General features: G+C 68.4%; 21 protein-coding genes and 1 pseudogene. 13 read left to right on the forward strand and 9 right to left on the reverse strand.

Annotated elements, in window-relative coordinates:
• Positions 1-15: 15 nt before the first annotated feature.
• The 4 genes from ABNX08_RS22655 to ABNX08_RS22670 all read left to right on the forward strand — a co-directional run bounded on the left by ABNX08_RS22655 (position 16) and on the right by ABNX08_RS22670 (position 5,174).
• Positions 16-1,494 (forward strand): aldehyde dehydrogenase, encoded by a 1,479-nt coding sequence (locus ABNX08_RS22655; protein WP_022537941.1) that lies wholly within the window; start codon positions 16-18, stop codon positions 1,492-1,494.
• Between the two features lie 22 nt (positions 1,495-1,516).
• Entirely contained in the window at positions 1,517-2,491 is a 975-nt protein-coding gene (locus tag ABNX08_RS22660) for a VOC family protein (protein WP_022537942.1), read from the forward strand.
• Between the two features lie 31 nt (positions 2,492-2,522).
• Complete coding sequence (locus ABNX08_RS22665) at positions 2,523-3,479, forward strand: PDR/VanB family oxidoreductase (RefSeq protein WP_022537943.1); 957 nt, start codon at positions 2,523-2,525, stop codon at positions 3,477-3,479.
• A gap of 291 nt (positions 3,480-3,770) precedes the next feature.
• Entirely contained in the window at positions 3,771-5,174 is a 1,404-nt protein-coding gene (locus tag ABNX08_RS22670; protein ID WP_374063736.1) for an MFS transporter, read from the forward strand.
• Between the two features lie 73 nt (positions 5,175-5,247).
• On the opposite strand, the gene ABNX08_RS22675 is transcribed toward ABNX08_RS22670, so the two are convergent.
• From ABNX08_RS22675 to ABNX08_RS22685, 3 genes are read right to left on the reverse strand one after another with little or no spacing between them, the layout of a single operon-like run.
• Positions 5,248-6,201: a tripartite tricarboxylate transporter substrate binding protein gene (locus tag ABNX08_RS22675; RefSeq protein ID WP_022537945.1), complete on the reverse strand. Its 954-nt coding sequence runs from the start codon at positions 6,199-6,201 to the stop codon at positions 5,248-5,250.
• Positions 6,202-6,255: 54 nt separating this feature from the next.
• A complete protein-coding gene (locus ABNX08_RS22680) occupies positions 6,256-7,128 on the reverse strand; it encodes an isocitrate lyase/phosphoenolpyruvate mutase family protein (RefSeq protein WP_041681962.1) in 873 nt (290 codons plus the stop codon).
• 11 nt (positions 7,129-7,139) lie between these two features.
• Positions 7,140-8,312, reverse strand: a complete 1,173-nt coding sequence (locus tag ABNX08_RS22685; protein WP_041681713.1) for a TauD/TfdA family dioxygenase — start codon at positions 8,310-8,312, stop codon at positions 7,140-7,142.
• Positions 8,313-8,418: 106 nt separating this feature from the next.
• On the opposite strand from ABNX08_RS22685, the gene ABNX08_RS22690 reads away from it, so the two are divergent.
• Positions 8,419-9,318: a LysR family transcriptional regulator gene (locus ABNX08_RS22690; RefSeq protein ID WP_022537948.1), complete on the forward strand. Its 900-nt coding sequence runs from the start codon at positions 8,419-8,421 to the stop codon at positions 9,316-9,318.
• A gap of 87 nt (positions 9,319-9,405) precedes the next feature.
• Here ABNX08_RS22690 and ABNX08_RS22695 read toward each other — a convergent pair whose 3' ends face one another.
• Positions 9,406-9,921 carry a MarR family winged helix-turn-helix transcriptional regulator gene (locus ABNX08_RS22695; RefSeq protein WP_022537949.1) on the reverse strand — a complete coding sequence of 172 codons (516 nt, stop codon included), beginning with the start codon at positions 9,919-9,921 and terminating at the stop codon, positions 9,406-9,408.
• A gap of 322 nt (positions 9,922-10,243) precedes the next feature.
• Between ABNX08_RS22695 and ABNX08_RS22700 the strand changes: the two genes are divergently transcribed.
• From ABNX08_RS22700 to ABNX08_RS22725, 6 genes are all read left to right on the forward strand, one after another.
• On the forward strand, positions 10,244-11,236 hold the full coding sequence (locus ABNX08_RS22700) for a tripartite tricarboxylate transporter substrate binding protein (RefSeq protein ID WP_022537950.1): 993 nt from the start codon (positions 10,244-10,246) through the stop codon (positions 11,234-11,236).
• 49 nt (positions 11,237-11,285) lie between these two features.
• The gene (locus tag ABNX08_RS22705; protein ID WP_041681963.1) at positions 11,286-13,577 is read left to right on the forward strand and encodes a xanthine dehydrogenase family protein molybdopterin-binding subunit; all 2,292 of its coding nucleotides are present in this window, start codon (positions 11,286-11,288) and stop codon (positions 13,575-13,577) included.
• Positions 13,570-14,436 carry a xanthine dehydrogenase family protein subunit M gene (locus tag ABNX08_RS22710; protein WP_022537952.1) on the forward strand — a complete coding sequence of 289 codons (867 nt, stop codon included), beginning with the start codon at positions 13,570-13,572 and terminating at the stop codon, positions 14,434-14,436. The genes ABNX08_RS22705 and ABNX08_RS22710 overlap by 8 nt, the downstream gene beginning before the upstream one ends.
• 9 nt (positions 14,437-14,445) lie before the next feature.
• The gene (locus ABNX08_RS22715; protein WP_022537953.1) at positions 14,446-14,922 is read left to right on the forward strand and encodes a (2Fe-2S)-binding protein; all 477 of its coding nucleotides are present in this window, start codon (positions 14,446-14,448) and stop codon (positions 14,920-14,922) included.
• Positions 14,912-15,655, forward strand: a complete 744-nt coding sequence (locus tag ABNX08_RS22720) for a CoxG family protein (RefSeq protein WP_022537954.1) — start codon at positions 14,912-14,914, stop codon at positions 15,653-15,655. Before ABNX08_RS22715 ends, ABNX08_RS22720 begins: the two co-directional genes overlap by 11 nt.
• Positions 15,656-15,757: 102 nt before the next feature.
• A complete protein-coding gene (locus tag ABNX08_RS22725) occupies positions 15,758-16,609 on the forward strand; it encodes an IclR family transcriptional regulator (protein WP_022537955.1) in 852 nt (283 codons plus the stop codon).
• Positions 16,610-16,663: 54 nt separating this feature from the next.
• Here ABNX08_RS22725 and ABNX08_RS22730 read toward each other — a convergent pair.
• The 3 genes and pseudogenes from ABNX08_RS22730 to ABNX08_RS22740 form a co-directional block, all read right to left on the reverse strand.
• Positions 16,664-17,207: pseudogene (locus ABNX08_RS22730) on the reverse strand (IclR family transcriptional regulator); the annotation flags it as partial.
• A gap of 131 nt (positions 17,208-17,338) precedes the next feature.
• Entirely contained in the window at positions 17,339-18,574 is a 1,236-nt protein-coding gene (locus ABNX08_RS22735; RefSeq protein ID WP_022537957.1) for an acyl-CoA dehydrogenase family protein, read from the reverse strand.
• 48 nt (positions 18,575-18,622) lie between these two features.
• Positions 18,623-19,777: an acyl-CoA dehydrogenase family protein gene (locus tag ABNX08_RS22740; protein WP_022537958.1), complete on the reverse strand. Its 1,155-nt coding sequence runs from the start codon at positions 19,775-19,777 to the stop codon at positions 18,623-18,625.
• A gap of 255 nt (positions 19,778-20,032) precedes the next feature.
• On the opposite strand from ABNX08_RS22740, the gene ABNX08_RS22745 reads away from it, so the two are divergent.
• Positions 20,033-21,580 carry an AMP-binding protein gene (locus ABNX08_RS22745; protein WP_022537959.1) on the forward strand — a complete coding sequence of 516 codons (1,548 nt, stop codon included), beginning with the start codon at positions 20,033-20,035 and terminating at the stop codon, positions 21,578-21,580.
• Between the two features lie 224 nt (positions 21,581-21,804).
• On the forward strand, positions 21,805-24,579 hold the full coding sequence (locus tag ABNX08_RS22750) for a LuxR C-terminal-related transcriptional regulator (protein ID WP_041681714.1): 2,775 nt from the start codon (positions 21,805-21,807) through the stop codon (positions 24,577-24,579).
• A gap of 9 nt (positions 24,580-24,588) precedes the next feature.
• Here the strand turns inward: ABNX08_RS22750 and ABNX08_RS22755 are convergent, their stop codons facing one another.
• Both ABNX08_RS22755 and ABNX08_RS22760 read right to left on the reverse strand, forming a co-directional pair.
• A complete protein-coding gene (locus tag ABNX08_RS22755; protein ID WP_022537961.1) occupies positions 24,589-25,260 on the reverse strand; it encodes a nitroreductase in 672 nt (223 codons plus the stop codon).
• Between the two features lie 35 nt (positions 25,261-25,295).
• Positions 25,296-26,171, reverse strand: a complete 876-nt coding sequence (locus ABNX08_RS22760; protein ID WP_022537962.1) for a crotonase/enoyl-CoA hydratase family protein — start codon at positions 26,169-26,171, stop codon at positions 25,296-25,298.
• Positions 26,172-26,281: the final 110 nt, after the last annotated feature.

The raw sequence follows: 26,281 nt of genomic DNA on the forward strand, positions 1-26,281 counted from the left end.
TAGCAGGCAACGACAATGAACCCACAAGAAGTACTCCGCATCTGCATCGCGGGCGAATGGCGCCTGGGGACCGGCGACCGCTACGGCACGCGCTACCCGGCTACCGGCGAAGTGGTGGCCGAACTCAACGCCGCCAGCCTGGCGGACGTGGAAGAAGCCATGCAGGGCGCCCATCAGGCCTTCCTCACCAGCGGCTGGGCCCAGCGCAAGCCGCACGAGCGTGCTGCCGTCCTCTATCGCGTTGCCGAGTTGATCCGCGCGCAAGCCGAGCCGCTCGCCCAGCGCCAGCGCCTGGACAACGGCAAGCCGATCAGCGAGACGCGCGCGCTGGTGGCCAGCGCCGCCGGCACCTTCCAGTTCTTTGCCGCCGCCTGCGAGACGCTGGAAGAGACCATCACGCCGCAGCGCGGCGACTGCCTGACCATGAGCGTGTACGAGCCGATGGGCGTGGTCGCGGCGATCACGCCGTGGAACTCGCCGATCGCCAGCGAGGCACAGAAAATGGCGCCCGCGCTGGCAGCCGGCAACGCCGTGGTGGTCAAGCCCGCCGAGGTCACGCCGCTGATGGCGCTGGAACTGGCGCGCATCTGCGAAGAGGCCGGCGTGCCCAAGGGCCTGATCAGCGTGCTGCCCGGCAAGGGCTCGGTGATCGGCGACGCCATCACCAAGCATCCGCTGGTGCGCCGCGTGTCGTTCACCGGCGGCACCACCACCGGCAAGCACATCGCCCATATCGCCGCCGACAAGATGATGCCGGTGTCGCTGGAGCTGGGCGGCAAGTCGCCGACCATGGTGTTCGACGATGCCGACCTGGACCACGCGGTCAACGGCGTGCTGTACGGCATCTTCAGCTCGTCGGGGGAGTCGTGCATCGCCGGCTCGCGCCTGTTCGTGGCGCGCTCGCAGTACGAGGCCTTTATCGACCGCCTGGCCGCGGGCGCGGCGCACCTGCGCGTGGGCGACCCCGCCGACGATCGCACCCAGATGGGGCCGCTGATCACCGACCGCCACCGTGACAGCATCGAGTCATACGTGGCAGCAGGCGTGGAAGAGGGTGGCCAACTGCGCACTGGCGGGCTGCGTCCCGAGGTCGCTGGCCTGCCCAACGGCTACTTCTACACGCCGACCATCATCGAAGGGCTGGATAACAACGCCCGCATCTGCCAGGAAGAGATCTTCGGGCCGGTGCTGGTGGCGATCCCGTTCGACGACGAGGACGACCTGATCGCGCAGGCCAACGACAGCGTCTACGCGCTGGCCGCCGGCATCTGGACGCGCGACTACAAGCGCGCCTGGCGCGTGGCACGGGCCTTGCAGGCGGGCAATGTGTGGATCAACACCTACAAGCAGTTCTCGATTGCGACGCCGTTCGGCGGCTGGCGCGACAGCGGCCTGGGCCGTGAGAAGGGACGGCTTGGCATCCTGCAGTACATGGAGCAGAAGAGCGTGTACTGGGGCCTGAACGAACAACCGCTGCCGTGGGCCAACCACTGAACCCGGCAGGCTGGAGCTAGCAATGATCAAGGTATTGGGGATCGACGAGATCGTCTACGGCGCGGATGACTTTGACGCCTGCCGTGGCTTTTTCTCGGACTGGGGCCTGGCCATCAAGCGCGACGACGCGCAGGGCCTGGACTTCGAAACGCTGAACGGCTGCCGCGTGCTGGTGCGCCGCATCGACGACGCCACGTTGCCGCCCGCCATCGAAGCCGGCCCGACGCTGCGCGAAGTGGTGTGGGGCGTGGACTCGCAGGCATCGCTCGACCATCTGGCGGACGCAATTGCCGACGCACCGGGCTATGTGAAGCAAGGCGAGGGTGACACCCTGCGCATCGGCTGCACCGACCCGAACGGCCTGGCAGTGCGCTTCCAGGTCACGCGCAAGCATGACGTGCAGGTCGAATGCGCGCTGATGAACACATGGAACGACAAGCCGCGCCTGAACCAGCGCAGCCCGATCTACGACCACGCCACGCCGATCGAGGTGGGCCACGTGGTGTTCTTCGTGAAAGACGTAAAGGCCACGGAGCGCTTCTATGTCGAGAAGTTCGGCTTCGTGCCGTCGGATCGCTATCCGGATCGCGGCGCGTTCCTGCGCTGCACGGCGGACGGCGGTCACCATGACTTGTTCCTGCTGCAGCTGCCGGAACCGAAGAGCGGCCTGAACCACGTTGCCTTCACCGTGCGCGACATCCACGAGGTCTTCGGCGGCGGCATGCACGTCTCGCGCAAGGGCTGGGACACGCAGCTCGGCCCGGGCCGCCACCCAATCTCGTCGGCCTACTTCTGGTACTTCAAGAATCCGGCCGGCGGCCTGATCGAGTACTACGCCGACGAAGACCAGCTCGACGAGCACTGGGAGCCGCGCGCCTTCGAGCCTGGCCCGACCATGTTCGCCGAGTGGGCGATCGAGGGCGGCATCGACGGCAACACCCGCCGCCAGAAGAACGCGGGCGGACCGGCAGGCAAGTTCCTGACCGAGAAGCGGTAAGTCAGCAGCAAGCGGAAACGAAGGAAGCAGCATGAGTGCCCACCAGTCCCTGACCCTGCGTGTCCAGGCCATGCGTTACGAAGCGCGCGGCGTGGTCAGCATCGAATTGCAAGATCCCGAAGGGAAGACCCTGCCCGAGTACAGCCCGGGCGCCCATATCGACCTGCACCTGGGCAATGGCCTGGTGCGCAGCTACTCGCTGTGCGGTGCGCCGGAAGTGCGCCAGCGCTATACCGTGGGCGTGCTGCTGGACCGCGGCAGCCGCGGCGGCTCGCGCTATGTGCACGAGCAGCTGCGCGTGGGCACCACGCTGACCGTGGGCGCGCCGCGCAACAACTTCGCGCTGGACGAGTCCGCCGCGCACACCGTGCTGGTCGCCGGCGGCATCGGCGTCACGCCGATCGTCTGCATGGCGCGCCGGCTGGCCGAGCTGGGCAAGTCGTTCACGCTGCTGTACTGTGCGCGTTCGCGCGCCGAGGCGGCGTTTGTCGAGGCGCTGTCGGCGCATGGCGATGCGGTGCGATTCCACTTCGATGACGAGGCTGGCGTGCCGCCTGACCTGAAGGCAATGCTGGCCGGTCAGGATGCGCAGACGCACTTCTACTGCTGCGGCCCCGGCCCGATGCTCAAGGCATTCGAGGCCGCCTGCGAAGCGCACGGCTATCCGAATGTCCATATCGAGCGCTTTGCCGCTGACCCGTCGACCGAGGCGGTGCAGGAGGGCGAGTATGTGGTGTCGCTGTCGCGCACCGGTACCACCGTCAAGGTGCCGTCGGGCAAGTCGCTGCTGGACGCACTGCTCGATGCCGGCGTGGAGATGGACTACAGCTGCCGCGAAGGCGTGTGCGGTTCGTGCGAGACCGCCGTGCTGGAAGGCTGCCCGGACCACCGCGACAGCGTGCTGAGCAACAGCGAGCGCGCCAGCAACAAGACCATGATGGTGTGCGTCTCCGGCTGCAAGGGCAATCGCCTGGTGCTGGACCTGTAATTTCGCGACTGGGTGCTCCCCTCTCCCGCGTGCGGGAGAGGGGCGGGGGAGAGGGCAAGCGCTGGCCGCAGGCGACGCACTGCCACATTCCGATCTCCTCTTCAAAGGCCGCCGGGTGGTAGTTCCACGCGTGGATGCCGATCGCGAACGCCAGCCCTCTCCCCCGGCCTCTCTCCCGCAAGCGGGAGAGGGGAGCAAACCACCCCCACGAATCAAACGAGAAGTCCCGTGTTGACCCAGAGACAAGACGCAGCGCCGCCCGGCGCGCCGGTGGCCGCCACCGCAGGTATCGTGACCACGGCCGACAGCGCCAGCCAGGGCGCTGCCACGGCAACTGCCCGTACCGGCCCCGTCACCCGCGGCAACATCGTCGCCCGCATCGAACGCATGCCGGGCAACGCCATGCATATCCGCGCCCGGCTGCTGATCGGCCTGGCCACCTTCTTCGATGGCTTCGACGTCATCGCCATCGCCGCCACGCTGCCGCTGCTGATCGCGCAGTGGTCGCTGACGCCAGGCCAGATCGGCTTCCTGATCGCGGCGCCTTCGGTCGGCCAGCTGGTCGGCGCGCTGCTGTTCCCGGGGTTGGCCGAGCGCTTCGGCCGGCTGCGTTCGATCGGCTGGAGCGCGGGCATCATCGGACTGATGAGCATTGCCTGCGGCTTCGCGCCGTCATTCGAGATTTTCTTGCTGCTGCGCATCGTGCAGGGCCTCGGCCTTGGCGGTGAGCTGCCGGTGGCCGCCACCTATATCAACGAAGTCACGCGCGCGCATGGCCGTGGGCGCTTCGTGCTGCTGTACGAGGTGGTGTTCCCGATCGGCCTGATGGTGTCCAACGGCGTTGGCGCCTGGCTGGTGCCGCACTACGGCTGGGAGGTGATGTACTTCATCGGCGGCGTGCCACTGGTGCTGTTCTTCATCCTGCGCCGCGTGATCCCGGAATCGCCGCGCTGGCTGGCGGAGAAAGGCCGTCTTGACGAAGCCGATGCCGCACTGCGTGCGTTCGAGGCGCGCGCCAGGGGTCCGCTGCCGCCGCCGGTCAATGCCAGCAGCTACGACCGCATGACCCAGCACCCGCGCCGGCGCGTGCGTGACCTGGTCAGCAAGGCCTACCTCGGCCGCACGCTGGCGGTATGGATGTTGTGGGCGACCTGCGGCTTTATCCAGTACGGGCTGTCGACGTGGCTGCCTACGGTCTACAAGACTGTGTACCACGCGCCGCTGCAACTGGCGCTGAACCTTGCCGCCGGTGCTTCGGTGCTGGGTGTGGTCGGTTCGCTGGTATGCGCGATGATCGTCGACAAGGTCGGACGCAAGCCGGTGATCAACGTGTCGTTCCTGCTGTGCGCGCTGTCGCTGGTGCTGGCGGGCGTGTTCCACGCCTCCTCGGTATATGTGGTGGCGACCTTCTGTGCGCTGGCGATGGGCTTCCTCGCGAGCGGCTTTATCACCGCCTATGTCTATACGCCGGAGTTGTACCCGACTAGCGTGCGCGCGATGGGCTGCGGCCTGGGCGGAGCCTGGCTGAAGCTGGCGGCGATCTTTGCGCCCGGGTTGATTGCCGGCACCATCGGCAGCGGCAACCTCAGCGTCGCCTTCTTTGCGCTGGCGGTGGTGCCGGCGCTGGCGGCCATCACCGTGCATTTCCTGGGCATCGAGACCAAGGGTCGGGTGCTGGAGGAACTGGAGGTCTGAACGGGGGAGTGCTCGTCCCGTTCAGTTAGGGCCGCACCGTGATCCGGTGCGGCCTTTTTTCCTTCTGCGGGGCTCAGCTCATCCTCGCCCCGGTAACCGCCACCACCTTGGCCCAGCGCGCGATCTCGCTCTGCAGGAACTGCGTGAACTGGGCGGCATCGTTGCCCACCGGCACCAGGCCTTCGCCGGTCAGGCGCTTGCGCATGGCCGGCGACGCCACCGCGGCGCGCACGGATTTCTCCAGTTGCGCAACCAGGTCCGCCGGCATGCCGGCCGGGCCGAGCAGGCCATACCACGAGCTGTAATCGAAATTGGGTACCACGTCGGCGATCGGTGCGATCTGCGGGAACGTGGCCAGCCGCTTCAGGCTGCTGATGCCCAGGCCCTTGACCCGGCCGGCCTGGAGCAGGGGCTGCACGGTGGCGACATTGCCCAGCAGCAGGTCGGCCTGGCCGGCGACCACGTCGGCCACCGCAGGGCCCGCGCCCTTGTACGGCACGCTGACCAGGTCGATGCCGGCCTCATGCTTGAGCATCTCGCCGGCCAGGTGGTTGGCGCTGCCGAGGCCGGCCACGGCGATGCTGAGCTTGCCGGGTTTGGACTTGGCCAGCGCGATCAGCTCGCGCACGTTGTTCGCGCCCAGGTCGGGCCGCGACACCAGCAGCAGCGGTGAACTGGCGATCAGCGAGATCGGCGTGAAGTCCTTGATCGGATCGAACGGCTTCTTGTCGAATAGCGCGGGGTTGATGGCGTGGCTGGTGTAGCTGAGCAGCAGCGTGCCGCCGTCGGGGTCGGCCTTGGCCACCGCGGTCGCGGCGATATTGCCGGCCGCGCCGCCGCGGTTCTCGACAATAAAGGGATGCTTGAGGCGTTGCTCCAGTTCAGCGGCCAGCGCGCGGGCCACCAAGTCGGTGCCGCCGCCTGGCGTGGCGCCGACCAGCACCTTGGTCACGGCCGGGGCGGCCTGCAGGGTGCTGGGCAGCATCGTGCTGGCCGCCAGCAGCGCCAGGAATTCGCGTCGTTCCATGTTTTGTCTCCGTTTCTCTATTTATGTTTGTTCGATGGGCTGCGGCGTGTGCCGTCAGTCGTCTTCCGCGTAGCGGCGGCCGGCATCGAGTAGTTGGGGCGTGCCGATCAGCCGGTTCAGTGCATCGAAGTCGTTCATTTCCTCCATGAAGGCGCGTGTGCTGCCATTGGCCTTGAGCCCGGCGAAGTAGCGCTGCAGCTGGTGCGAGAGGAAGCGCACGGTGCCGCCCGGGTAGATCACGATGCGATAGCCGCGCTCGCCCAGTTCGGACGCGCTCTGGATCGGCGTCTTGCCGCCCTCGACCATATTGGCCAGCAGCGGCACGCGCGCGCCGAAGCGGCCGCAGACGTGGTCCATGTCGGTGGCGGACATCACCGCCTCGATAAACAGCGCATCGACCCCGCAGGCCAGGTAGGCTTCGGCGCGCTCGATGGCAGCGTCCAGGCCTTCCACTGCGACCGCGTCAGTACGCGCCAGGATCAGCGTGTCGGCGTCATGGCGCGCGTCGAGCGCGGCTTGCAGCTTGCCGCACATCTCGCGCACCGACACCAGCGACTTGCCGGCGAGGTGGCCGCAGCGCTTGGGAAAGCCCTGGTCCTCCAGTTGGATCATGGCGGCGCCGGCGCGCTCGAAGGCGCGCACGGTGCGCTGCGTGTTGAGCGCGTTGCCGTAGCCGGTGTCGCCGTCGACGATCACCGGCAGCGATACGCGGTCGGTGATGCGCGCCAGCACGTCGGCGGTCTCGGTGGCGGTGGTCAGGCCCACGTCGGAGCGGCCCAGCAGCGTGTAGGCGACCGCGCCGCCCGAGAGGTACAGCGCTTCGAAGCCGGCCTGCTCGGCCAGCAGCGCGCTGAGCGCATCGTAGACGCCGGGCGCCAGCACCGGCTCGCGCCGGCGCAGGCGTTCCTTCAGCGAAGGGGAGGGCATGCCGGCGGCGCTCATGCCGTAGCTCCCTCGGCGGCCTTGGCCGCATGCTCGGCCAGGATGCGCGCCATGTCTTCCTGGCGCACTTGCGGGCGCCAGGTATCGAACGCCATGCCGAGCGCGGCCGCCTGGCGCTTCTCGTACTTGAGGAAGGCCTGCGTGATCTCGCTGCCGCGCACGCCGCCGCGCACCGATCCGGCACGCACGTCGCCGTAGTACTCCTTCCAGTCGTCGGGCAGCGGCTGCGAACCCGGCACGGCCAGCCACAGGCGGAACAGGTGGCGCTTGCGGTCCGGCTCCTCATAGTCCTCGAACGGCGTGCGCGAATGCAGGGTGACGTAGTTGTTCAGCAGCTGCATGTCGCCTTGCTCCAGCTCCATGGTGAAGCAAAGCTGATCGCTCGGCATCAGCTCGTCCAGCAAGTCCAGCGCCTCGACCTGCGCCGGCGTCAGGCGCGGCAGCTCGGCAAAGTCGCGCTGGGCCGCGTCGGTGTTCTTGCGGTTGGTGCGCGCCGAGAAATACTCGGGATGGCTGCCGAAGATCGGGCAGCGGTAGTACGGCGGCTGGCTGGAGTCCTGGGTGCCCTGGTAGCTGTGGAAGAAGGTGCCCTTGAGCACCGGGATCAGGTCGGGGCGGCGGCGCTGGACTTCGTCATGCAGTGCGATCGAGCTGATCACCTTGCTGGTGCCGCCCGCGCGGGCGGTGCGGCGGCACAGCAGGCCGACCACGTCGCACGAGTCCTGGTGGAAATCGAGCCCGGCATTGGTGTTGTAGCCGCGGCCGCCCTTGACTTTGTATTCGCCGCCTTCATTGCGCACGTCGTTCATGAACTGGCTGGCGCGGTTCTGCGTGCGGCCCACGCCCATGTACAGGCTCATGCCCCAGTAGGCCAGGCGCGATTCTTCCTCGGTCCATTCGTCCACCGGGAAGCCCTTGACCAGGCACATGCCCCAGCCGCCCTGGGTGATGTCGATGGCGCGCTTGAGCACTGCGCGCGCGGCCTGGTTGAGCGGGAAGTCGGCCTGTTCCATCTCCAGCAGCGGCTTGTTCAGCGTCTTGGCGTGGTCGAGGGCGTCGCGCATGCCCTGGATTTCTGCCTCGTTCATGCGCAGGATCCAGGAGCGGTCGTCGCGAGCCTGTTGGGCGGTCCAGGCGACGGGGCGTTGCGATGCGGCGATGGGTGACATGTGGGGGCTCCTTCGGGTGTTTGTGCATGACGTTGGAAGCAAGTCTAGCGACGTCGCCTATCATTAGAAAAGCGAACATATTTGAGTTACTTCATAAGAGTTTTTGATGAAAATCGAGACCTTCCATACGCTCGAAGGCGTGCTGCAGACTGGCACCTTCGCCGGCGCCGCGCGCCAGGCCAACGTCACGCCCAGCGCGGTCAGCATGCAGATGAAGCAGCTCGAGCAGTACCTGGGCAAGCCGCTGTTCGACCGCTCGGGGCTGCAGGCGCGGCCCAACCAGCTCGCGCACGAGGTGGCCGACACCATGCGCCAGGCGCTGCAGAACCTGGAGGCGCTGCGCGCCGGCAGCGGGCTGGCGGTGGAAGGAGTGGTGCGGCTGGGGGTGATCGAGTCGCTGCAGCCGGTCGTGCTGCCCGGCATCGTGCGCTATGTGCGCGAGCGTCATCCCAAACTGGAGCTGCGCCTGGTGCGCGGCCGCAGCAGCACGCTGACGGCCTCGGTCAAGGCGGGGGATATCGATGCGGCGCTGGTGGCGCAGCCGGCAGGCGGCGGCTCGGCGCGGCTGCGCTGGACGCCGATGATGCGGCGCGAACTGATGCTGATCGCACCACCCGCGTCCACCGAGACCAACGTGGCGTCGCTGTTCCGGCTGTACGACTGGATCCGCTATGACCGCAATACCGTGTCAGGCGCCATGGCTGCGCAATACGTGCATACGCACGTGTCCGAAATCCGCGGCACGCTGGAATTCGACAGTGCGCCGGCGATCGTGGCGATGGTCAGTGCCGGGCTGGGTGTGTCGATTCTGCAGGGGCCCGATCCGACGCTGGTGCAGAACTACCCGGTGCGGCTGGTGCGGCTGGGCCGCGCGGCGCCGGTGCTGACCCTGTCGATGGTGACGCGCAAGGGTGATGACGACAATCGCTCGGTGGCCGCTGTGCGCGACGCCATGCGGATGACGTTGGCTTCGTACCAGCGCCAGAACGTGGCGGCGCGGCACTGAGGCGTCGTGAGGGCCGGGTTCGGGCACCCGGCAAGCCGTGTTTGTGACGGTTCCAGCAGCGCAGTTCGGCCGGAACCATATTCTTTGTCAGCCCTGCGCGCGCAACAGCTTGCGCAACCCCTGGTAGACCGCCTCGCGCTCTTCCGGCGAAAGCTGCCGGATCACCTGCGCCTGCCCCCGCCGCGCCAGCGGCATCACCTGGTCGTGCAGCGCGGCGCCGGCTTCGGTAATCGCGCAGATCAGCTTCTTGCGCGGCGTGTTGCCTGTCGAGGTCAGGTGCACCAGCCCGCGCTCTTCCAGCAGCCGCAGCGTGCGGCTCACCAGCGCCTTGTCCGACGTTGATTGCTTCACCAGCTCCGCAAAGGGCAGTTCGCGCGCGTGCGCGAGCAGCGCAAGGATGCGCCACTCCGGCACGGTCAGCCCGAACTGCTCGGCATATGGCTTCGTCACCGTGCTGCGCAGCGCGGTGACCAACTGGCTCAGCATCGTGGTCAGGAAATTGTCGACGGTCAGGCCGCTGCCGGCCTCGTCGAGGTCGGTCCAGGGGCTGGCAGGGATGTCTGGCGCGGGCTGGCCCTTCGCGGGCGCGGCGTCACGGGGCATGCGGTCCTCTTGATCGAATCTGTCGGCAATGGAATGTCAGGGCCGGTTGGCGGGCCAGATTGTCTCATATGCGGCATCCGAATCCGCCGGGGTGTGTTGCTGTCGATACTCCGAAACCAGAATGTGAGTATCTATAAATGTCAATTAGGGTTTAACGTAAGTTGAGTCGTCAATATTGGCGACCTAGGATGCTTGTGTTCCTGATGTGAACGTAAGTTTCGCTAATAAAACAACCGAAGCGTTGTAACCCCGAGCCAACCCTGTTTCCGCGGTGCGCACAACAGCCCACTCCACACCGCGAATGCCCCCACAGGAGCTGTTGATGAGACAAGACCGCCCCCGCCGTATCTTCCTTGCCGCCACTGCCATGGCCGCCTTCACGCTGGCCGCTGGCAGCCCGCTGGCAAGCGCCGCCTGGCCCGCCAGGACCGTGACCATGGTGGTCGCCTATCCGCCCGGCGGCGACACCGACGCCATGGCGCGCCTGTATGCCGACAAGCTGTCCGCGCGCCTGAAGCAGCCGGTGATCGTCGAGAATCGCCCAGGCGCCGGCGGCGTGGTCGGCGCGAGCTTTGTCAGCCGCGCGCAGGCCGACGGCTACACGCTGCTGTACACGCCCAACCCGTTCACCCTCGCACCGATGGTGCTCAAGCTCGCGCCCGCGGCCAGCTATGACCCGCTGCACGGCTTCACCCCGGTGATCCAGACCGCGGTGCAGGCGGTGCTGCTGGTGGCGAATCCGGCGGCGGGCGTAAAGACCGTCAGTGAGATGGTCGCCGCGGCCAAGGGGGGCAGGGCGCTGACCTACGGCAGCCCCGGCGCCGGTTCGCCGATGCATATCGCCGGCGAGATGCTCAACCGCGCCGCCGGCGTGAAGATCCAGCACGTGCCGTACAAGGGCGTGGCGCCCGCGGTCAACGACGTGGTGGCGGGGCATGTGAACTTCGCCTATGTCACGCTGGGCCCGGTGGCGCAGTACATCAACACCGGCCGGCTGATCCCGCTGGCGATCACCGACGCGAAGCGCTCGCCGCTGCTGCCCAACGTGCCGACGCTGGCCGAGCTTGGCTACAAGGATGTGGTGGTCGGCGCCTGGCATGGCGTGATGGCACCCAAGGGCACGCCGGCCGAGGTGGTCAAGGTGTTGAACCAGCAGCTCAACGACGTGATCCGTATGCCTGACGTGACCGAGAAGATGGCGACCTTCGGCGCCATCCCGGTGGGCGGCGCGCCGGCCGCGCTGGAAAAGGTCAACGCGTCCGACTACGAGCGGCTGGGCAAGGTCATCCGCGACCTGGCCATCACCGCGGAATGACGCCGGCCAGCGCATCGCATTCATGCAATCCGACAAGCAGGAGACCGGCATGAGCAAGGCCATCGTGGGAACCTCAACACCGCAGGTGACCGCACGGGAAAAGGTCATGGGGCGCGCGCAATATGCCGGCGACATCAGGTTGCCCGGCATGCTGCACGCCAAGGTGCTGCGCAGCCCGCACCCGCATGCGCGCATCGTCGGCATCGATACGTCGGCGGCAAAGGCGCTGCCCGGCGTGAAGCTGGTGGTGACCGGGCATGACGTGCCCACGCGCAACTGGGGCCCGCACCGCAAGGAGCAGCGCATCCTGGCGTGTGGCGTGGTGCGCCATGTCGGCGAGGAAGTCGCGGCGGTGGTCGCAGTCAGCGAGGAAATCGCGCGCGATGCGCTGGACCTGATCCGCATCGAGTACGTGCCGCTGCCGGCGCTGCTGACGCCGGCAGCGGCCCTGGCCAAGGGCGCGCCGGAACTCCACCCCGGCACGCACAATATTGGCCATGAGATGCGGATCGAACGTGGCGACGTGGAGGCGGGTTTTGCCGCGGCGGCCGCGGTGTATGAAGCCACCTACGACATGCACTCGCAGTACCCCGGCTACCTGGAGCCGATGGCCTCGGTCGCGGCGCAGGACGGCAACGGGCGGCTGACGCTATGGGCCTCGACGCAGTCGGTGTTCCTGGCCCGCGCGCGGCTGGCCGAGGCGCTGGACCGGCCCGCGTCGACCATCCGCGTGGTGCAGGCCACCACCGGCGGCGGCTTCGGCGCCAAGATCGTCGAGGAGAACAACAGCCTGATCTGCGCCTTCCTGGCGAGCCGGCTGGAGCGCCCCGTGCGGCTGGTCAACAGCCGGCTGGAAGATTTCCAGGGCGCGCGCGCCAGCGTGCCGATGAAGGTTTGGCTGCGCATGGGGTTGTCGGCCGACGGCGTGATCCTCGCCAAGGACGTGCGCATCGTCGCCGAATGCGGCGCGTACTCGGGCCTGGCCGGCGACGTGATGCACGTCACCGCGATGCGCAGCGACAATATGCACCGCGTGCAGAACGTGCGCTCGCACGCGGTGATGGCCTATACCAACAACCCGCCGCGCGGCGCCTTCCGCGGCTTTGGCGGGCAGCAGATGCAGTTCCCGCTGAACTGCCACCTGACCGTGCTGGCCGGCATGATCGGCATGGACCCGGTGGAGGTGCACAAGCGCAACGCGATCGGCGCGGGCGAGACCAGCGTGCACGGCTGGAAGATCAGCAGCACCGGCATGGCAGAGTGCCTGGACATGACCCGCAAGGCCATCGGCTGGGACGAGAAACGCGCCGCCCCGCGCAGCACCGGCACGCGCCGGCGCGGCGTCGGGATTGCCGCGGCGATGCACGTCAGCGGCAACCGCACGCTGGGCAACTGGGACGGCTCGACCATCCTGCTCAAGGTCAATGAGGACGGCCGCGTGATGCTGCAGACCAGCGAATGCGACATCGGGCAGGGCGCCAACACCATGCTCAGCCAGATCTGTGCGCAGGAACTGAACATCCCGTTGTCGCACGTGACCGTGATGGCGCCCGACACGGATACCGCGCCGTTCTGCCTGGGCTCGCTGGCCTCGCGCGTGACCATCATCTCCGGCAACGCGGTGCTGCGCGCTGCGCGCAAAGCGCGCGCGAAGCTGCTGGCGCTGGCGGCGGAAAAGCTCGGCGTCGATGCGGAGCGGCTGGTGATCGCCGACGGCCGTATCAGTGCGCAGGACCAGCCGGACAAATCCGCCACGCTGGCCGAGATCGCGCGGCTGCATATCTTCCGTCACGGCGGCGAGGGCATCCACGTGCGCGCCACCTACGACGCGCCCACGGTGATGCATGACGCCGACTACTACGGCAACGTCGCGCCGGCGCATTCGTTCGCGGTGCAGGCGGTGGAGGTAGAAGTCGACACCAGCACCGGCCAGGTCACCGTGATCGACAGCTTTGTCGCAGACGACTGCGGCAAGGCGATCAACCCGCTCGCGGTGCACGGCCAGACCCACGGCGCCACCGTGCAGGCGATCGGCTGGACCCTGTATGAAAACCTGCATTACGAGGATGGCCGCCTGATGAACGGCAACTTTGCCGACTACACCATGCCTACCGCCGATGCGGTGCCGATGCTGCGCACGGACGTGGTCGAGTCGAACGATCCCAATGGACCGTATGGCGCCAAGGGGGCCAGCGAAACCGCGATCCTGCCGGGTGCGGCGGCGATCGCCAATGCCGTCTTCGACGCCGTGGGCGTGCGCATCCAGTCGCTGCCGATCACGCCGGAGAAGGTGCTGGCGGGTCTGCGCGAACTGAGGGAGCAGGGGGCTACCAATGCGTGATTTCGAGTTCCTGGAGCCGGCGACCGTGGCCGAGGCGAGCCGCATGCTGGCCGACCTCGGCGATAGCTGCCGCATCTTCGCAGGCGGCACCGCACTGATGCTGGGCATGCGCCAGCGCATGCTGACGCCGAGCCACCTGGTGTCGCTGGGGCGGCTGGACGCGCTGCGGGGGATCAGCTTCGATGCGCGCGAAGGCCTGCGCATCGGCGCGCTGACGCTGCATGCCGAGGTGGCGCGCTCGCCGCTGGTGCAGGCGCATTACCCGATGCTGGCCAGCATGGCCGCGCGCGTGGCCAATCCGCAGGTGCGCAACCAGGGCACGCTTGGCGGCAACCTCTGCTATGCCGATCCCGCCACCGATCCGCCTGGCTGCCTGATGGCGCTCGGCGCGCAGATCGTGGTCAGCGGCGGCAACGGCGAGCGCGTGATCGATATCAAGGACTTCCTGGTCGACTACTACGTCACCGCACTGGCACCGGACGAGGTCGTCACGCAGATTCGCCTGCCCGCGCCCGGCGTGGGCGCCGATGGCCGCTATGCGCGCTTCCTGCGCACGGCCGCCGAACATCGGCCACTAGCCAGCGTGGCGCTGGCGGTGCGTCGCGAAGGCGCGTTCTGCGCCGAGGCGCGGCTGGCGGTAGGCGCATCCACGCCGATCCCGGCCAGGCTGCGCCGTGCCGAGGCGCTGCTGGCCGGCAAGGCCGTCACCGCGGAACTGGCCGAGGAAGCGGCAGCCATCGTCGCCGCGGACATCAACGCAGTCTCGGACATGCGCGGGTCCGAAAGCTACCGGCGCGAAATGGTGCGGGTAGTCACGCGCCGCACCATCGCCGAGTTGTTCGGCGTGGCATCCGAGTAAGGAGTCCTCATGAACAAAGTCAGCATCGAACTCACCGTCAACGGTGAAGAACACCAGGTGGAAGTGCTGGCCCGGCGCCTGCTTTCCGACCTGTTGCGCGACGACCTGAACCTGACCGGCACCAAGCGCGGCTGCGAGACCGGCATTTGCGGCGCCTGCTCCGTGCTGGTCGACGGCGAGGTGGTCAAGTCCTGCCTGATGCTCGCCGTGCAAGTGCGCGGGCGCCATGTGATGACCGTGGAAGGACTGGCCGCCGACGGGCAGCTCCATCCGCTGCAGCAGTGCTTCATGGACAACGGCGGGCTGCAGTGCGGCTACTGCACGCCGGGCTTCCTGATGGCCTCGTGCGCGCTGCTCGCCAATAACCCCAACCCTACGGCAGAAGAGGTCCGCCACGGCCTGAACGGCAACCTGTGCCGCTGCACCGGCTACGTCGGCATCGTCGAATCCATCCTGTCCGCCGCGGAGAAAATGCGTGGAAATTGAAAAGACCCTCATCACCGCGGCGCCGCCGGCGCGCGTGTGGGAGCTGCTGCTCGACCCCAACGTGATGGGCGCCTGCGTGCCCGGCATGGAATCCATCGAAGTGCTCAGCGATGTCGAGTACATCGCGCACATGGTGGTCAAGATCGCCTTTATCAACGCGCGTTTCCGGCTGCATACGAAGATCGTCGAGACGCGGGCGCCGCATTACCTGCGCACCGAGGGCACCGGCGAGGATGCCTCGGTGGCCAGCTCGCTGCGCCAGTCGAGCGAGATCTTCCTGACCGGGCAGGATGATGGCTCGACGCAGCTGCGGATCAAGGTGCAGGTCGATGTGCTGGGCCGGCTGGGCACCTTCGGCCTGAGCGTGATGAAGACCAAGGCCGACCGCATGTGGGACGAGTTCGGCGCCAACCTGCTGGCGCGGCTGTCGCCTGACAACGCAACGGTTGCCGCGCCACAACCTGCGCCCCGGCGGCCGGAAGCCGCTGCGGGACAGGGACCGGTCGCGGTCAACGGCCATGCGGTGCTGCCGGCGCCATCCGTGCCGGCGGCCGCGGCCATGGGCGGGCTGTTCGCCCGCTGGTTCGGCCGCGGCGAGGCCGCGCGCGGCCCCCACAGCGACATCTGCGTCGAACTGCGCCGACGTGACGAAACCGTCGTGGTGCGCTGGCCGGCGGCGCATGGCGAGCAGTGCGCGGCCTGGCTGCGCGATTACCTGCGCCAGGAGGCATAGCGGGCGCAGGGCAGGGTTTTGTCCGCAATACGGGTACCCTACGGGTCGCAGGCGTGATATATGGGAACGTTACGCCAAGACCGAATATTGCAGAGACAGACCATGACTACCGATTCGCCGCAGGATGAGGCCCAGGAGAGCGGCCAGGGTAGCGGCCAGGATAGCGGCCAGGACAAATACATCGTGCCGGGGCTGGAGCGCGGCCTGCGGCTGCTGGGCGAGTTCAGCAGCCGCGAGCGCACCTTGTCGGCCGCCGAGCTGGCGCGCCGGCTCAAGGTGCCGCGTTCTACCGTGTTCCGGCTGCTGGCCACGCTGGAAATGATGGGCTTCGTCGAGCGCACCGATGGCGGGCGCGAGTTCCGCCTCGGCATGGCGGTGCTGCGCCTTGGCTTCGACTACCTGGCGTCGCTGGAACTGACCGAGTTGGGCCGGCCGCTGCTGGACCGGCTGCGCGACGAGATCCACTACCCGTGCAACCTGGTGGTGCGCGACGGTCGCTCGATCGTCTACGTGGCCAAGTCGGTGGCGGCGCGGCCGTTTGCCAGCACGGTCAATGTCGGCACGCGGCTGCCGGCGCACGCCACCGTGCTGGGGCGCGTGCTGCTGGAGGACCTGTCGCTGGAAGAGCTGCGCGCGCTGTATCCGGAGGAGCGGCTGGAGGTCTACTCCGAAAGCACCCCGCGCACCGTCGAGGAGCTGTACGAGATGGTCCAGCGCGACCGCCAGCGCGGCTATGTGCTGCACGAAGGATTCTTCGAGGCCAGCATCTCGACCATCGCGGCGCCGGTGCGGGACCGCAGCGGGAAGGTCGTGGCGGCGCTGGGCGCGACCATCCCGGCCGCGCGCATCGACCCGGACCAGCTCGACATCGTGGTGGAAAAGGTCAGGCAGTCGGCCGCCGAGCTGTCGCGCCTGCTCGATTACCGGCCGCAGGTGCCCAAGCCGTTCGTCTGACCGGCCATCCGACTGGAAGCGATATGCTTACCGCGGAATAGTGCGGAGTCGCCTTCAGCGTGAGCGTTCGGGGCGATAACCCATCAGCCCCGACAGGTCGCAGTTTGACCTCTTTCTCCACACGCTCGCGCAACGTGCCATCGTGCTCGAAGCGCTGCTGCGGCCCCGCCACGCTGATGGCGGCAATCACTTCGCCGTCGGCGCCGCGCACCGGTGCCGCACAGGAGTCGATGCCCGGTTCGTAGGCAGAAATGCTCCACGCGCAGCCCCGCTCGCGATCGGCGGCCAGGATATCGGCCAGCCGCGCATGGGTGGCCGGGCTCTGGCCGGTCACGGTCGGCAGCGGGTCCGGCCCCAGCAACTCGCGCAGCGTCTCCGGAGGCAGCTCGGCGATCAGCATCCGGCCGGGCGTGGTCAGGTGCGCGGCAACACGGCTGCCCACCTGGATATTGCTGACCAGGGCGGCTTCGGGCATATGGCGCAGCAGGTAGAGCGCATGACCGCCGTCGCGCACGACCAGGTAGGCCGACAGCTGCAGCGACGCGCTGAGACGCGTCAGCACCCGGCCTGCGAAGATGGTCAGGTCGTTGGCCGCCAGCAAACCGGCTGAGATGGCGTCAACCAAGGGTGAACCCTAGGCCGTGACAGATGGGACAAAAAAGAAAGGCCAGCCGCACATGGCGGCTGGCCTTGGAGAACGTCCGCTGCCGGCGGGCGGCGACCTGCCGCTCAGAGCCCGAGCACGAGCTTGGCGATGATGTTGCGCTGGATCTCGTTGGACCCGCCGTAGATCGACGCCTTGCGATAGTTGAAATAGCGCGGCGCCAGCACCGCGGCATAGTCCGGCCCGACGCGCGGCGCGGCCTCGCGGCCTTGCAGCTCGGCCCAGGTGTCCCGCACGAACGGTAGCGCCGCCGGGCCGGCGGCTTCCACCGCCAGTTCACTGGCCGCCTGCAGCGTCTCCGTGCCCGTGAGCTTCAGCATGCTCGAAGCCGCGCCGACCGAACTGCCCGATTCCAAGCCCGAGAACACGCGCAACTCCACCGCTTCGAGCGCCGCGGCGCGCACGTGCAGCGCCGCCAGCTTGCGGCGGAAGGCGGGGTCGTCCAGCAACCGGCCACCGTCGTCGGCGGGCTGGTCGGCGGCAATGTCGGCAATCTTGGCCAGCTGCTTGCGCAGCATCGGGCTGTAGGTGCCGCCGCGCTCGAACTCCAGCAGGTACTTGGCACAGGTCCAGCCCTTGCCTTCTTCGCCGATGCGGTTTGTCACCGGCACGCGCACGTTCTCGAAGAAGACCTGGTTCACTTCCTGCTGGCCGGCCATGGGGCCGTCCAGCGTCGGCAGCGGCGACACCGTGATGCCGGGCGTATGCATGTCGAGCAGCAGGAAGGAGATGCCTTCCTGGCGCTTCGATTCGCGGCTGGTGCGCACCAGGCAGAACATCCAGTCGGCCCACTGCGCGTGCGTGGTCCAGATCTTGGCGCCGTTCAGGACGTAGTACTCGCCGTCGCCATCGGTGACGCGCTCCGCGCGCATCTGCAGCGAGGCCAGGTCCGAGCCTGAGTTGGGCTCGGAATACCCCTGGCACCACCAGACGTCGGAAGCCAGGATCGGCGGCAGGAAGCGCGCCTTCTGCTCGGGCGTGCCGTACTTCATGATCACCGGCGCCACCATCTTCAGGCCCATCGGCGATACCGGCGGGCAGCCGGCGGCGGCCAGCTCGGACTGGAAGATAAAGCGCTGGGTCGCGTTCCAGCCCGGGCCGCCGTATTCCTCGGGCCAGTTGGGCGCGGCCCAGCCGCGCGCATGCAGCGCCTTTTGCCAGCGCACCTGGCCGGCCTTGTCGAGGTAGCCGTTCTTGGACTGCGCCATCATGGCGCGCAGGTCGGCGTCATGGGCCTGGGCGATCCAGGCGCGTACGTCTTCACGGAACTGCTGGTCTTGCGGGGAGAAATCGAGATGCATCGACGGGCCTCGCTGGGATAGTCGTCTGGGTTGGCGGGGAGGCGGGCCTTATGCCGCGGCAGGATAGAGCAGGTCGGCGTAGCGGCGCAGGTGGTGTTCGGCCGAACCCATCTGCAGGTCGATCGCCGTGACGCGCTTGAAGTAGTGGCCTACCGCCAGTTCTTCGGTGACGCCCATGCCGCCGTGGATCTGCACCGCGGCCTGGCCGACGAAGGCACCCGCCTGGCCTGCCTGGATCTTGGCCGCGCACGCAGCCTGCGCACGGACCTCCGGCGCACTCGTCGCACTCGCCGCCTGCATCGCCGCCACCTGGGTCAGCCCCACTGACTGCTCGAGCTGCATATACATGTCGGCCATGCGGTGCTGCAGCACCTGGAAGGTACCGATCGGGACGCCGAACTGCTTGCGCTGGCGCGCGTAGTCGATGGTGTCGGCCAGCATGCGCGCCATCGCGCCGTTGGCTTCGGCGGCGAGCGCGACCATGGCTTCGTCGCACAAGCGCTCGATCAATGCGAACGCTTCACCTTCGGCGCCGATGCGCTGGCTGGCTGGAACCTGCACGCCGTCGAGCAAGACCTCGGCGGCGCGCTGGCCGTCGAAGGTTGGGTACTCGCGCAGACCCACGCCCGGCGTATCGCGCGCGATCCAGAACAGGCTGATGCCGTCGCGGTCACGGCGCGTGCCGGCGGTGCGGGCGCTGACCACCAGGTGCGAGGCGAACGGCGCGCCGACCACCGCATGCTTTCGTCCGCTTAGCTTGTAGCCGTCGCCCTGGCGCGTGGCAGTCGCCTGCACGTCGTGGCGGCAGTAACGGCTGGCGGGTTCAGCGTGGGCCCAGGCCGCGGTCGCTTCGCCGCCGATGATGGCCGGCACCCACTGCGCCGCCAGTTCGGGGTTGCCGTGCACCAGCGCGCCGCCGCCCAGCACCACCGTGCCCAGGTAAGGCTCCAGCACCAGGTGGCGGCCGAACTGCTCCATCACGATCATGTGCTCGGCCGCGCCGCCGCCCAGGCCGCCCAGCGTCTCGGGGAAGGCCGCGCCGAGGATGCCGAGTTCGCGTGCGAACGCGCGCCAGCAATCCGGGCGCCAGCCCGCGGCGGATTGCGTGGCAGCGCGACGCGCTTCGAAATCATAGTGATCGGCCAGGTAACGCGCGATCGTGTCGCGCAGCATCGACTGTTCTTCGCTGAACTGGAAATCCACCGTGGCTCCTTCGGATTGGGGATGAGACGTGACTGCGGTCGTCTGCCGGGCATGATCCGGCCGAGCCGCCGGGTGGCGCATCGTCGCATCGGACGAAGCCGCGCGGCCGGGGCAAAGTCCCGTTTTATGCGGCGCTGCGGCAAACCTTGGCCGCGGCGCTTCGTCGCTTCCGACGATGGTTGAACCGCCGGGCCTTCCCAGAATGCGGGATTGGCAATCGCCTATACCGTGACACCTGTCGAGGAGCTCAACGTCATGCATCCGCACATCCACGCGCAGCGCACGCCAGACAAGCCGGCCGTCATCATGGGCAGCAGCGGCGCAGTCGTCACCTACCGCGAGCTCGACGCGCGCTCCAACCAGGTCGCCCAGCTGTTCCGCGCGCGTGGGCTGCGGCCGGGCGACCGCGTCGCCTTCATGGTGGAGAACCATCCGCGGCTGTTCGAGCTGTGCTGGGGTGCGCAACGCAGCGGCATCGTCTTCATCTGCCTGAGCACGCGGCTGAACGTGGCCGATGCCGCCTACATCGTCAACGACAGTGGCGCGAAGATGCTGGTGACCACGCAGGCGCAGGCCGAAACCGCCGCGGCGCTGGCCGGGCAGACGCCTAACCTGATCGGCAGGCTGATGCTGGACGGCACCGTGCCAGGCTACGAGGCCTATGAAACGGTGTTGCGCCGCTGCCCGGCCACGCGCATCGAAGACGAGGCCACCGGCGGCGACATGCTCTATTCCTCCGGCACCACCGGCCGGCCCAAGGGCGTGTTCGCGGCGCCGGCAAGCCCGCGCATCGACGATCCCACGCCGCTGACGGCGCTGTGCCAGCGGCTCTACGGCTTCGATGCCGACACGCGCTACCTGTCGCCCGCGCCGCTGTATCACGCCGCGCCGCTGCGCTACAACATGACCGTGCAGGCGCTGGGCGGCACCTCGGTGGTGATGGAGCATTTCGACGCGGAGCAGTTCCTGCAGCTGGTGCAGCAGCACCGCATCACGCATACGCAGCTGGTGCCGACGATGTTCTCGCGCATGCTCAAGCTGTCCGAGGCGCAGCGGCTCGCGTACGACGTATCGTCGCTGCGCGTGGCGATCCACGCGGCCGCGCCGTGCCCGGTGCAGGTCAAGGAAGCGATGATCGACTGGTGGGGCCCGGTGATCTGGGAGTACTACGCCGGCACCGAAGGCAACGGCGTGACCGTGGTCAGCACCCAGGAGTGGCAGCAGCGCAAGGGCACGGCGGGGCGGGCGATGATCGGCAAGCTGTGTATCTGCGGCCCGGACGGCGAGCTGATGCCGCCGGGCGAGCCAGGCACGATCTACTTTGCCGAGGGCCGCGCCTTCGCCTACCACAACGACGACGCCAAGACCGCGGAGTCGCGCCACCCGCAGCATCCGGACTGGAGCACCATCGGCGATATCGGCTACGTGGACGAGGAGGGCTACCTGTATCTGACCGACCGCAAGGCCAACATGATCATCTCCGGCGGCGTCAACATCTATCCGCAGGAGGCCGAGAACCTGCTGATGACGCACCCCAAGGTGATGGACGTGGCCGTGATCGGCGTGCCCAACGAAGACTTCGGCGAAGAGGTCAAGGCCGTGGTGCAGCCCATCGACATGGCGCAGGCCGGGCCGGAACTGGCCGCCGAGCTGATCGCCTTCTGCCGCGCTAGTTTGTCCTCGATCAAGTGCCCACGCTCGGTGGACTTCGCCGCCGAGCTGCCGCGCCTGCCGACCGGCAAGCTGCTCAAGCGGCTGCTGCGCGACCGCTACTGGGCCGGGCACGCCAACAAGCTGGTGTGACACCAGTGCCGGCGGCGCGGTGCTGCCAGCGCCGGCCGCCGGATCTCCCTTTGCTGCGTCGCCCGTACTCTGCCTGAAACGCGCCGGCCATCGCACCGCCACTGTTTACGCCATAATTCCGTGTTCCATCCCAGTCACGCCCGCCCCGGCCTGCACCGCAGAGAAGGGCAGGCGTGTTGCTCCGCCCGCGGCGGCGGCCATGCGCGCAAGACAACAACACGCCAATGGCAAGTATCGAGGAGACAGGGCGGCGCACGCCGTCCCCCACCGGCGCCGGCGCCGCATCGCTGGCGGCCAAGCTGCGTCCGCCGCTGCTGACCCCGTTCCAGGTCGAGCGCGCGGGGATCTGTGACGCCGTGTGCGCCGCGGGCTTCGTCAAGCTGGTGCTGGTGCGCGCGCCGGCGGGCTTCGGCAAGACCACCGCCATGCTCCAGTGCCGCGCGCGGCTGGAGGCCGCGGGCGGGCGTACCGCCTGGCTTACGCTGGACCGTTCGGACAACGACGCCACGCGCTTTCTCGGCTCGGTCGAAGCCGCCATTGCGCAGGCGCTGGGCGGCAGCGTGGCGGGCCGGTCCGCGCGCCCCGCGCTGGCGCAGGATGCCGGCGAACAGGCGCTGGCGCTGATCGACCGCCTGGCCAGCTACAGCGGCGCCTTCACGCTGTTCCTTGACGATTTCGAAGCGATCCAGAATGCCGCCGTGACCGGCCTGGTCTGGCAGCTGGTGGAAAGCCTGCCGCCGGGCTGCCGCGTGGTGATCGGCACGCGCTGGGTTCCTGAATCCGGGCTGGGCCGGCTGCGCGCGCGCGGCGAGCTGCTTGAGATCGAGCCCGCGCAACTGCGTTTCAGCGCCAGCGAAACTGAATCCTTCCTGCGCCAGGCGCGCGGGCTCAAGCTGGAACCCGCCGCGATCAGCGCGCTGCATCGCCGCACCGAAGGCTGGGCCACGGCCTTGTGGCTGGCGTCGGTGGCGCTGGAGCGGCGCAGCCAGCCGGAGGGTTTTATCGCCGGCTTTTCCGGCTCGAACGCGGCCATTGCCGATTACCTGGTCGAAGACGTCTTCCTGCACCTGCCCGAGGCGGTGCGCGACTTCCTGCTGCGCACCTCGATCCTGGACCAGCTGTGCGGGCCGCTGTGCGATGCCGTGTGCCAGCCCTCGGGCGGCGCCGGCAGCAGCGACGACATCCTTGCGTGGCTGGAGCGCGCCAACCTGTTCCTGCTGCCGCTGGAGAGCGAGCGCTATGGCGAACGCGGCACCGGCGCGGCGCCGGAGCAGTGGTACCGCTATCACAGCCTGTTTTCCGGTTTCCTGCGCGGCCAGCTCGCGCAGGCCATGCCCGACGTGGTACCGCAACTGCATCTTGCCGCGTCGCGCTGGTACGAGTCGCAGGGCCGCCCGGTGCCCGCCATCGAGCATGCGCTCGCGGCCGGCGCGCTGTGGCACGCACTGCAGCTGCTCGACGGCGCCGCCGACGAGCTGTTGGCGCAGGGCCGCATGCGGCTGCTGACGCGCTGGCTGGAAGCGGTGCCGGCGGACGAACTGGCGCGCTGGCCCAAGCTTCAGATTGCCCATGTGTGGGCGGTCTCCTTCACGCGCGGACCGGCCGATGCCATCGCGCTGCTGCAGGCGATCCCGACCGAGGGCGCGGCCGGCGACCTGCTCGCGCATATCCGCGCGCTGCGGCACATGCTGCTGAATATGATGGACCGCTTCGACGACGCGCGCGCCTTTGCCCGCAACGAGCTGCCGCCATTGCCGATGGGCTACGCCTTCCCCGATGCGATCCTGGCCACCTCGATGGCGCGCCTGGCCGCGGTCAGCGGCGACTATCCCGAGGCGCGGCGGCTGCTGCAGGTCGCGCGCCAGGCGGTGCGCGGCTCGGACAGCAACTTCAACAAGATTTTCTCGGAGTCGGTCGAAGGGCTGATCGACCTGCGCCAGGGCCGGTTGCAGCAGGCGCTGGCGCGCTTTCGCATCGCCGCGCGCACGATGCTGCCGAACCGCTTCGGCCCGACCAATGGCAACGCCATGGCCGGCATCCTGCTGGCCGAAGGCCTGTACGAGAGCGGCGACACCGAGCGCGCCGGCCGCTTGCTCAACGTCTACCTGCCGCTGTCGCGCGACCTTGGCCTGCCGGACCAGATCATCACCGGCCACGCGGTGCTGGCCCGCATCGCCTTCGAACGCGGCGAAACCGACCAGGCCCATGAGTGGCTGGCACAACTGGAGGCACTGGGGCACCACCGCGGCCTGACCCGGCTGGTGATGGCGGCGATGCTGGAGCGCGCGCGGCTGGCGCTGCGCCAGGGCAATGTCCACGCCGCGCAGGAAGCAATCGAACGCGCCGCGGATCCGGCGCTGTGGCGCACCCGCCCGGGGGTCAGCTCCTTTGCCCAGGATGTCGAGGACATCGCCGTCGGGCGGCTGCGGCTGGACGTGCATGCGCGGCCCGGCGCGCAGGTGCGCGAGGCGATCGAGCGCGAACTGGCTGCTGCCACAGTCAATCAGCTGATGCGCCGCGCGCTCAAGCTGCGCATCCTGCTGGCGCAGGCGTGCCAGCGCATCGGCGACGGCGCGCATGCGCTGGTGGTGATGGGCGAGGCGCTGCGCTTCGGTGCCGCCGAGGGCTTTGTCCGGATCTTTGCCGACGAGGGCGAAGACGTGTGCCGGCTGGTGGCCGATGCGTGTGCGCGCCAGTCAGCCAGCCTGTCCGCCGCCTACGTGGCAAAGCTGCTGCAGGCCTGCGGCCAGCGCAGCGCTGACGCGCAGACCGGCAAGCCGGGCCGGCCCGCGCCGGCAGCGCTGGTGGAGCCGCTGACGCCCAAGGAACTGAAGGTGCTGCAGCTTCTTGCCGAAGGTTTCTCCAACGTGGCGATGGCGGAACGGCTGTTCGTTTCAGAGACCACGGTGCGTACGCACTTGCGCAATATCAGCGCCAAGCTGCACGCCAGCAACCGCACGCAGGCGGTGGCCATCGCGCGGCAGCTGGGCTTGCTCTGAGCTCGCGGCTCAGATGCCGATGAACTCGGCGAACTCTTCCAGCGGCGCACGTGCGGCACGCAACTGGTTGGCGGGAGCTTCGGGATCCTCGTAGCCGATCGCCATGCCGGTGAACAGCATCCGCTCGGCCGGCAGCGACAGGAACTCGCCGATGGTCTGCGGGTACATCGCCCAGCATTCCTGCGCGCAACTGTCCAGTCCTTCCTCGCGCAGCAGCAGCATCACTGACTGCAGGTACATGCCCAGGTCCGACCATTGCGGCGGGCCCATGCGGCGGTCCACGGTGCAGAACAGTGCCAGCGGCGCGCCGAAGAAGGTGAAGTTATTGGCGAACTGCGCCAGCCGCCGCGGCTTGTCCTCGCGCGGGATGCCGAGGTAGTGGTACAGCGCCTCGCCCACCTGGAAGCGGCGGTCGCGGTAGGGCGAGACCAGTTCGCGCGGGTAGACGTCGTACTCGCGTTCTTCGCCAGCGGGTGCCTGTGCGATGCGCTCGCGCATGATGCCCCGCAGCCCCTCCAGCGCCTCACCGCCGATGACGTGGATATGCCAGGGTTGCAGGTTGCCGCCCGAGGGCGCGCGCGCGGCGGCGTCGAGCACGCGCCGGATGGTACCCGGCGGCACGGGTTTGGGCAGGAAGCCGCGGACGGACTTGCGGCTGGCGACGGCTTGGCTGACTTTCATGCGAACTCCGGAAGATTGTTGCGGGCAGGTGCGACTCAGGCGAAGGGCGGTTCGCCGCGCCAGTCGAAGAAGTCCGGCAGGTCTTGCGACACCGTATCGGGGAAAGCGGCGGGACGTTTTTCAAGGAAGGCGCTGACGCCTTCCTTCACATCGGCCGAGCGTCCGCGTGACTGGATCGCGCGGCTGTCGAGCTTGTGCGCTTCCATCGGGTGGCTGGCACCGGCCATGCGCCAGATCAGCTGGCGCGAGATCGCCACCGACACCGGCGCGGCGTTGTCCGCGATTTCACGGGCGATTGCCTGCGCGGCCGGCAGCAGGTCCTCCGGCGCGTGCAGCGAGCGCACCAGGCCGCGCTCGAGCGCTTCCTGCGCGGAGAAGACGCGGCCCGTGTAGCACCATTCCAGCGCGGTCGAAATGCCGACCACGCGCGACAGGAACCACGACGACGCCGCTTCCGGCGTGATGCCGCGGCGGGCAAAGACAAAGCCGAACTTGGCGTCGGTCGAGGCCAGCCGGATATCCATCGGCAGCTGCATGGTCACCCCTACGCCGACCGCGGCGCCATTGACCGCGGCGATCACCGGCTTGAGGCTGCGGAAGATGCGCAGCGACACGCGCCCGCCGCCGTCGCGATGGGCGGTGTCGGGACTGGCGCCGTAGCGCTTCTCGAAATCGAAGGTCGAGCCGCCGGCCGAGAGGTCGGCGCCGGCGCAGAAGGCACGGCCCGAACCGGTGACGATCACCGCGCGCACGTTGTCGTCGGCATCGGTGGCATCGAACGCCGCGATCAGGTCCTGCATCATCTGCGCGGTGAAGGCGTTGAGCTGGTCGGGGCGGTGCAACGTGATGGTGGCGACACCGTCTTCGACGGCGTAGCGCAGGGTTTCGAACGTAGGCGTGGCTTGCGTCATGGCGGCTCCGGCAAAGGGAAGGGGGGCGAGGATGCTGCGGCCGGCGAGGAGCGACACATCGGCAGGGGCCAGGCTGTGCCTTGCGCCGGCAAGGGGCCAGCCAACACTAG

The organism is Cupriavidus sp. DF5525, assembly GCF_040149425.2.
Lineage (GTDB): Bacteria > Pseudomonadota > Gammaproteobacteria > Burkholderiales > Burkholderiaceae > Cupriavidus > Cupriavidus pickettii_A.

Coding starts and splice junctions, on each gene's coding strand:
- ABNX08_RS22655 (WP_022537941.1), top strand. CDS start 16: ATGAACCCACAAGAAGTACTCCGCATCTGCATCGCGGGCGAATGGCGC.
- ABNX08_RS22660 (WP_022537942.1), top strand. CDS start 1,517: ATGATCAAGGTATTGGGGATCGACGAGATCGTCTACGGCGCGGATGAC.
- ABNX08_RS22665 (WP_022537943.1), top strand. CDS start 2,523: ATGAGTGCCCACCAGTCCCTGACCCTGCGTGTCCAGGCCATGCGTTAC.
- ABNX08_RS22675 (WP_022537945.1), bottom strand. CDS start 6,201: ATGGAACGACGCGAATTCCTGGCGCTGCTGGCGGCCAGCACGATGCTG.
- ABNX08_RS22680 (WP_041681962.1), bottom strand. CDS start 7,128: ATGCCCTCCCCTTCGCTGAAGGAACGCCTGCGCCGGCGCGAGCCGGTG.
- ABNX08_RS22685 (WP_041681713.1), bottom strand. CDS start 8,312: ATGTCACCCATCGCCGCATCGCAACGCCCCGTCGCCTGGACCGCCCAA.
- ABNX08_RS22690 (WP_022537948.1), top strand. CDS start 8,419: ATGAAAATCGAGACCTTCCATACGCTCGAAGGCGTGCTGCAGACTGGC.
- ABNX08_RS22695 (WP_022537949.1), bottom strand. CDS start 9,921: ATGCCCCGTGACGCCGCGCCCGCGAAGGGCCAGCCCGCGCCAGACATC.
- ABNX08_RS22700 (WP_022537950.1), top strand. CDS start 10,244: ATGAGACAAGACCGCCCCCGCCGTATCTTCCTTGCCGCCACTGCCATG.
- ABNX08_RS22705 (WP_041681963.1), top strand. CDS start 11,286: ATGAGCAAGGCCATCGTGGGAACCTCAACACCGCAGGTGACCGCACGG.
- ABNX08_RS22710 (WP_022537952.1), top strand. CDS start 13,570: ATGCGTGATTTCGAGTTCCTGGAGCCGGCGACCGTGGCCGAGGCGAGC.
- ABNX08_RS22715 (WP_022537953.1), top strand. CDS start 14,446: ATGAACAAAGTCAGCATCGAACTCACCGTCAACGGTGAAGAACACCAG.
- ABNX08_RS22725 (WP_022537955.1), top strand. CDS start 15,758: ATGACTACCGATTCGCCGCAGGATGAGGCCCAGGAGAGCGGCCAGGGT.
- ABNX08_RS22735 (WP_022537957.1), bottom strand. CDS start 18,574: ATGCATCTCGATTTCTCCCCGCAAGACCAGCAGTTCCGTGAAGACGTA.
- ABNX08_RS22745 (WP_022537959.1), top strand. CDS start 20,033: ATGCATCCGCACATCCACGCGCAGCGCACGCCAGACAAGCCGGCCGTC.
- ABNX08_RS22750 (WP_041681714.1), top strand. CDS start 21,805: ATGGCAAGTATCGAGGAGACAGGGCGGCGCACGCCGTCCCCCACCGGC.
- ABNX08_RS22755 (WP_022537961.1), bottom strand. CDS start 25,260: ATGAAAGTCAGCCAAGCCGTCGCCAGCCGCAAGTCCGTCCGCGGCTTC.
- ABNX08_RS22760 (WP_022537962.1), bottom strand. CDS start 26,171: ATGACGCAAGCCACGCCTACGTTCGAAACCCTGCGCTACGCCGTCGAA.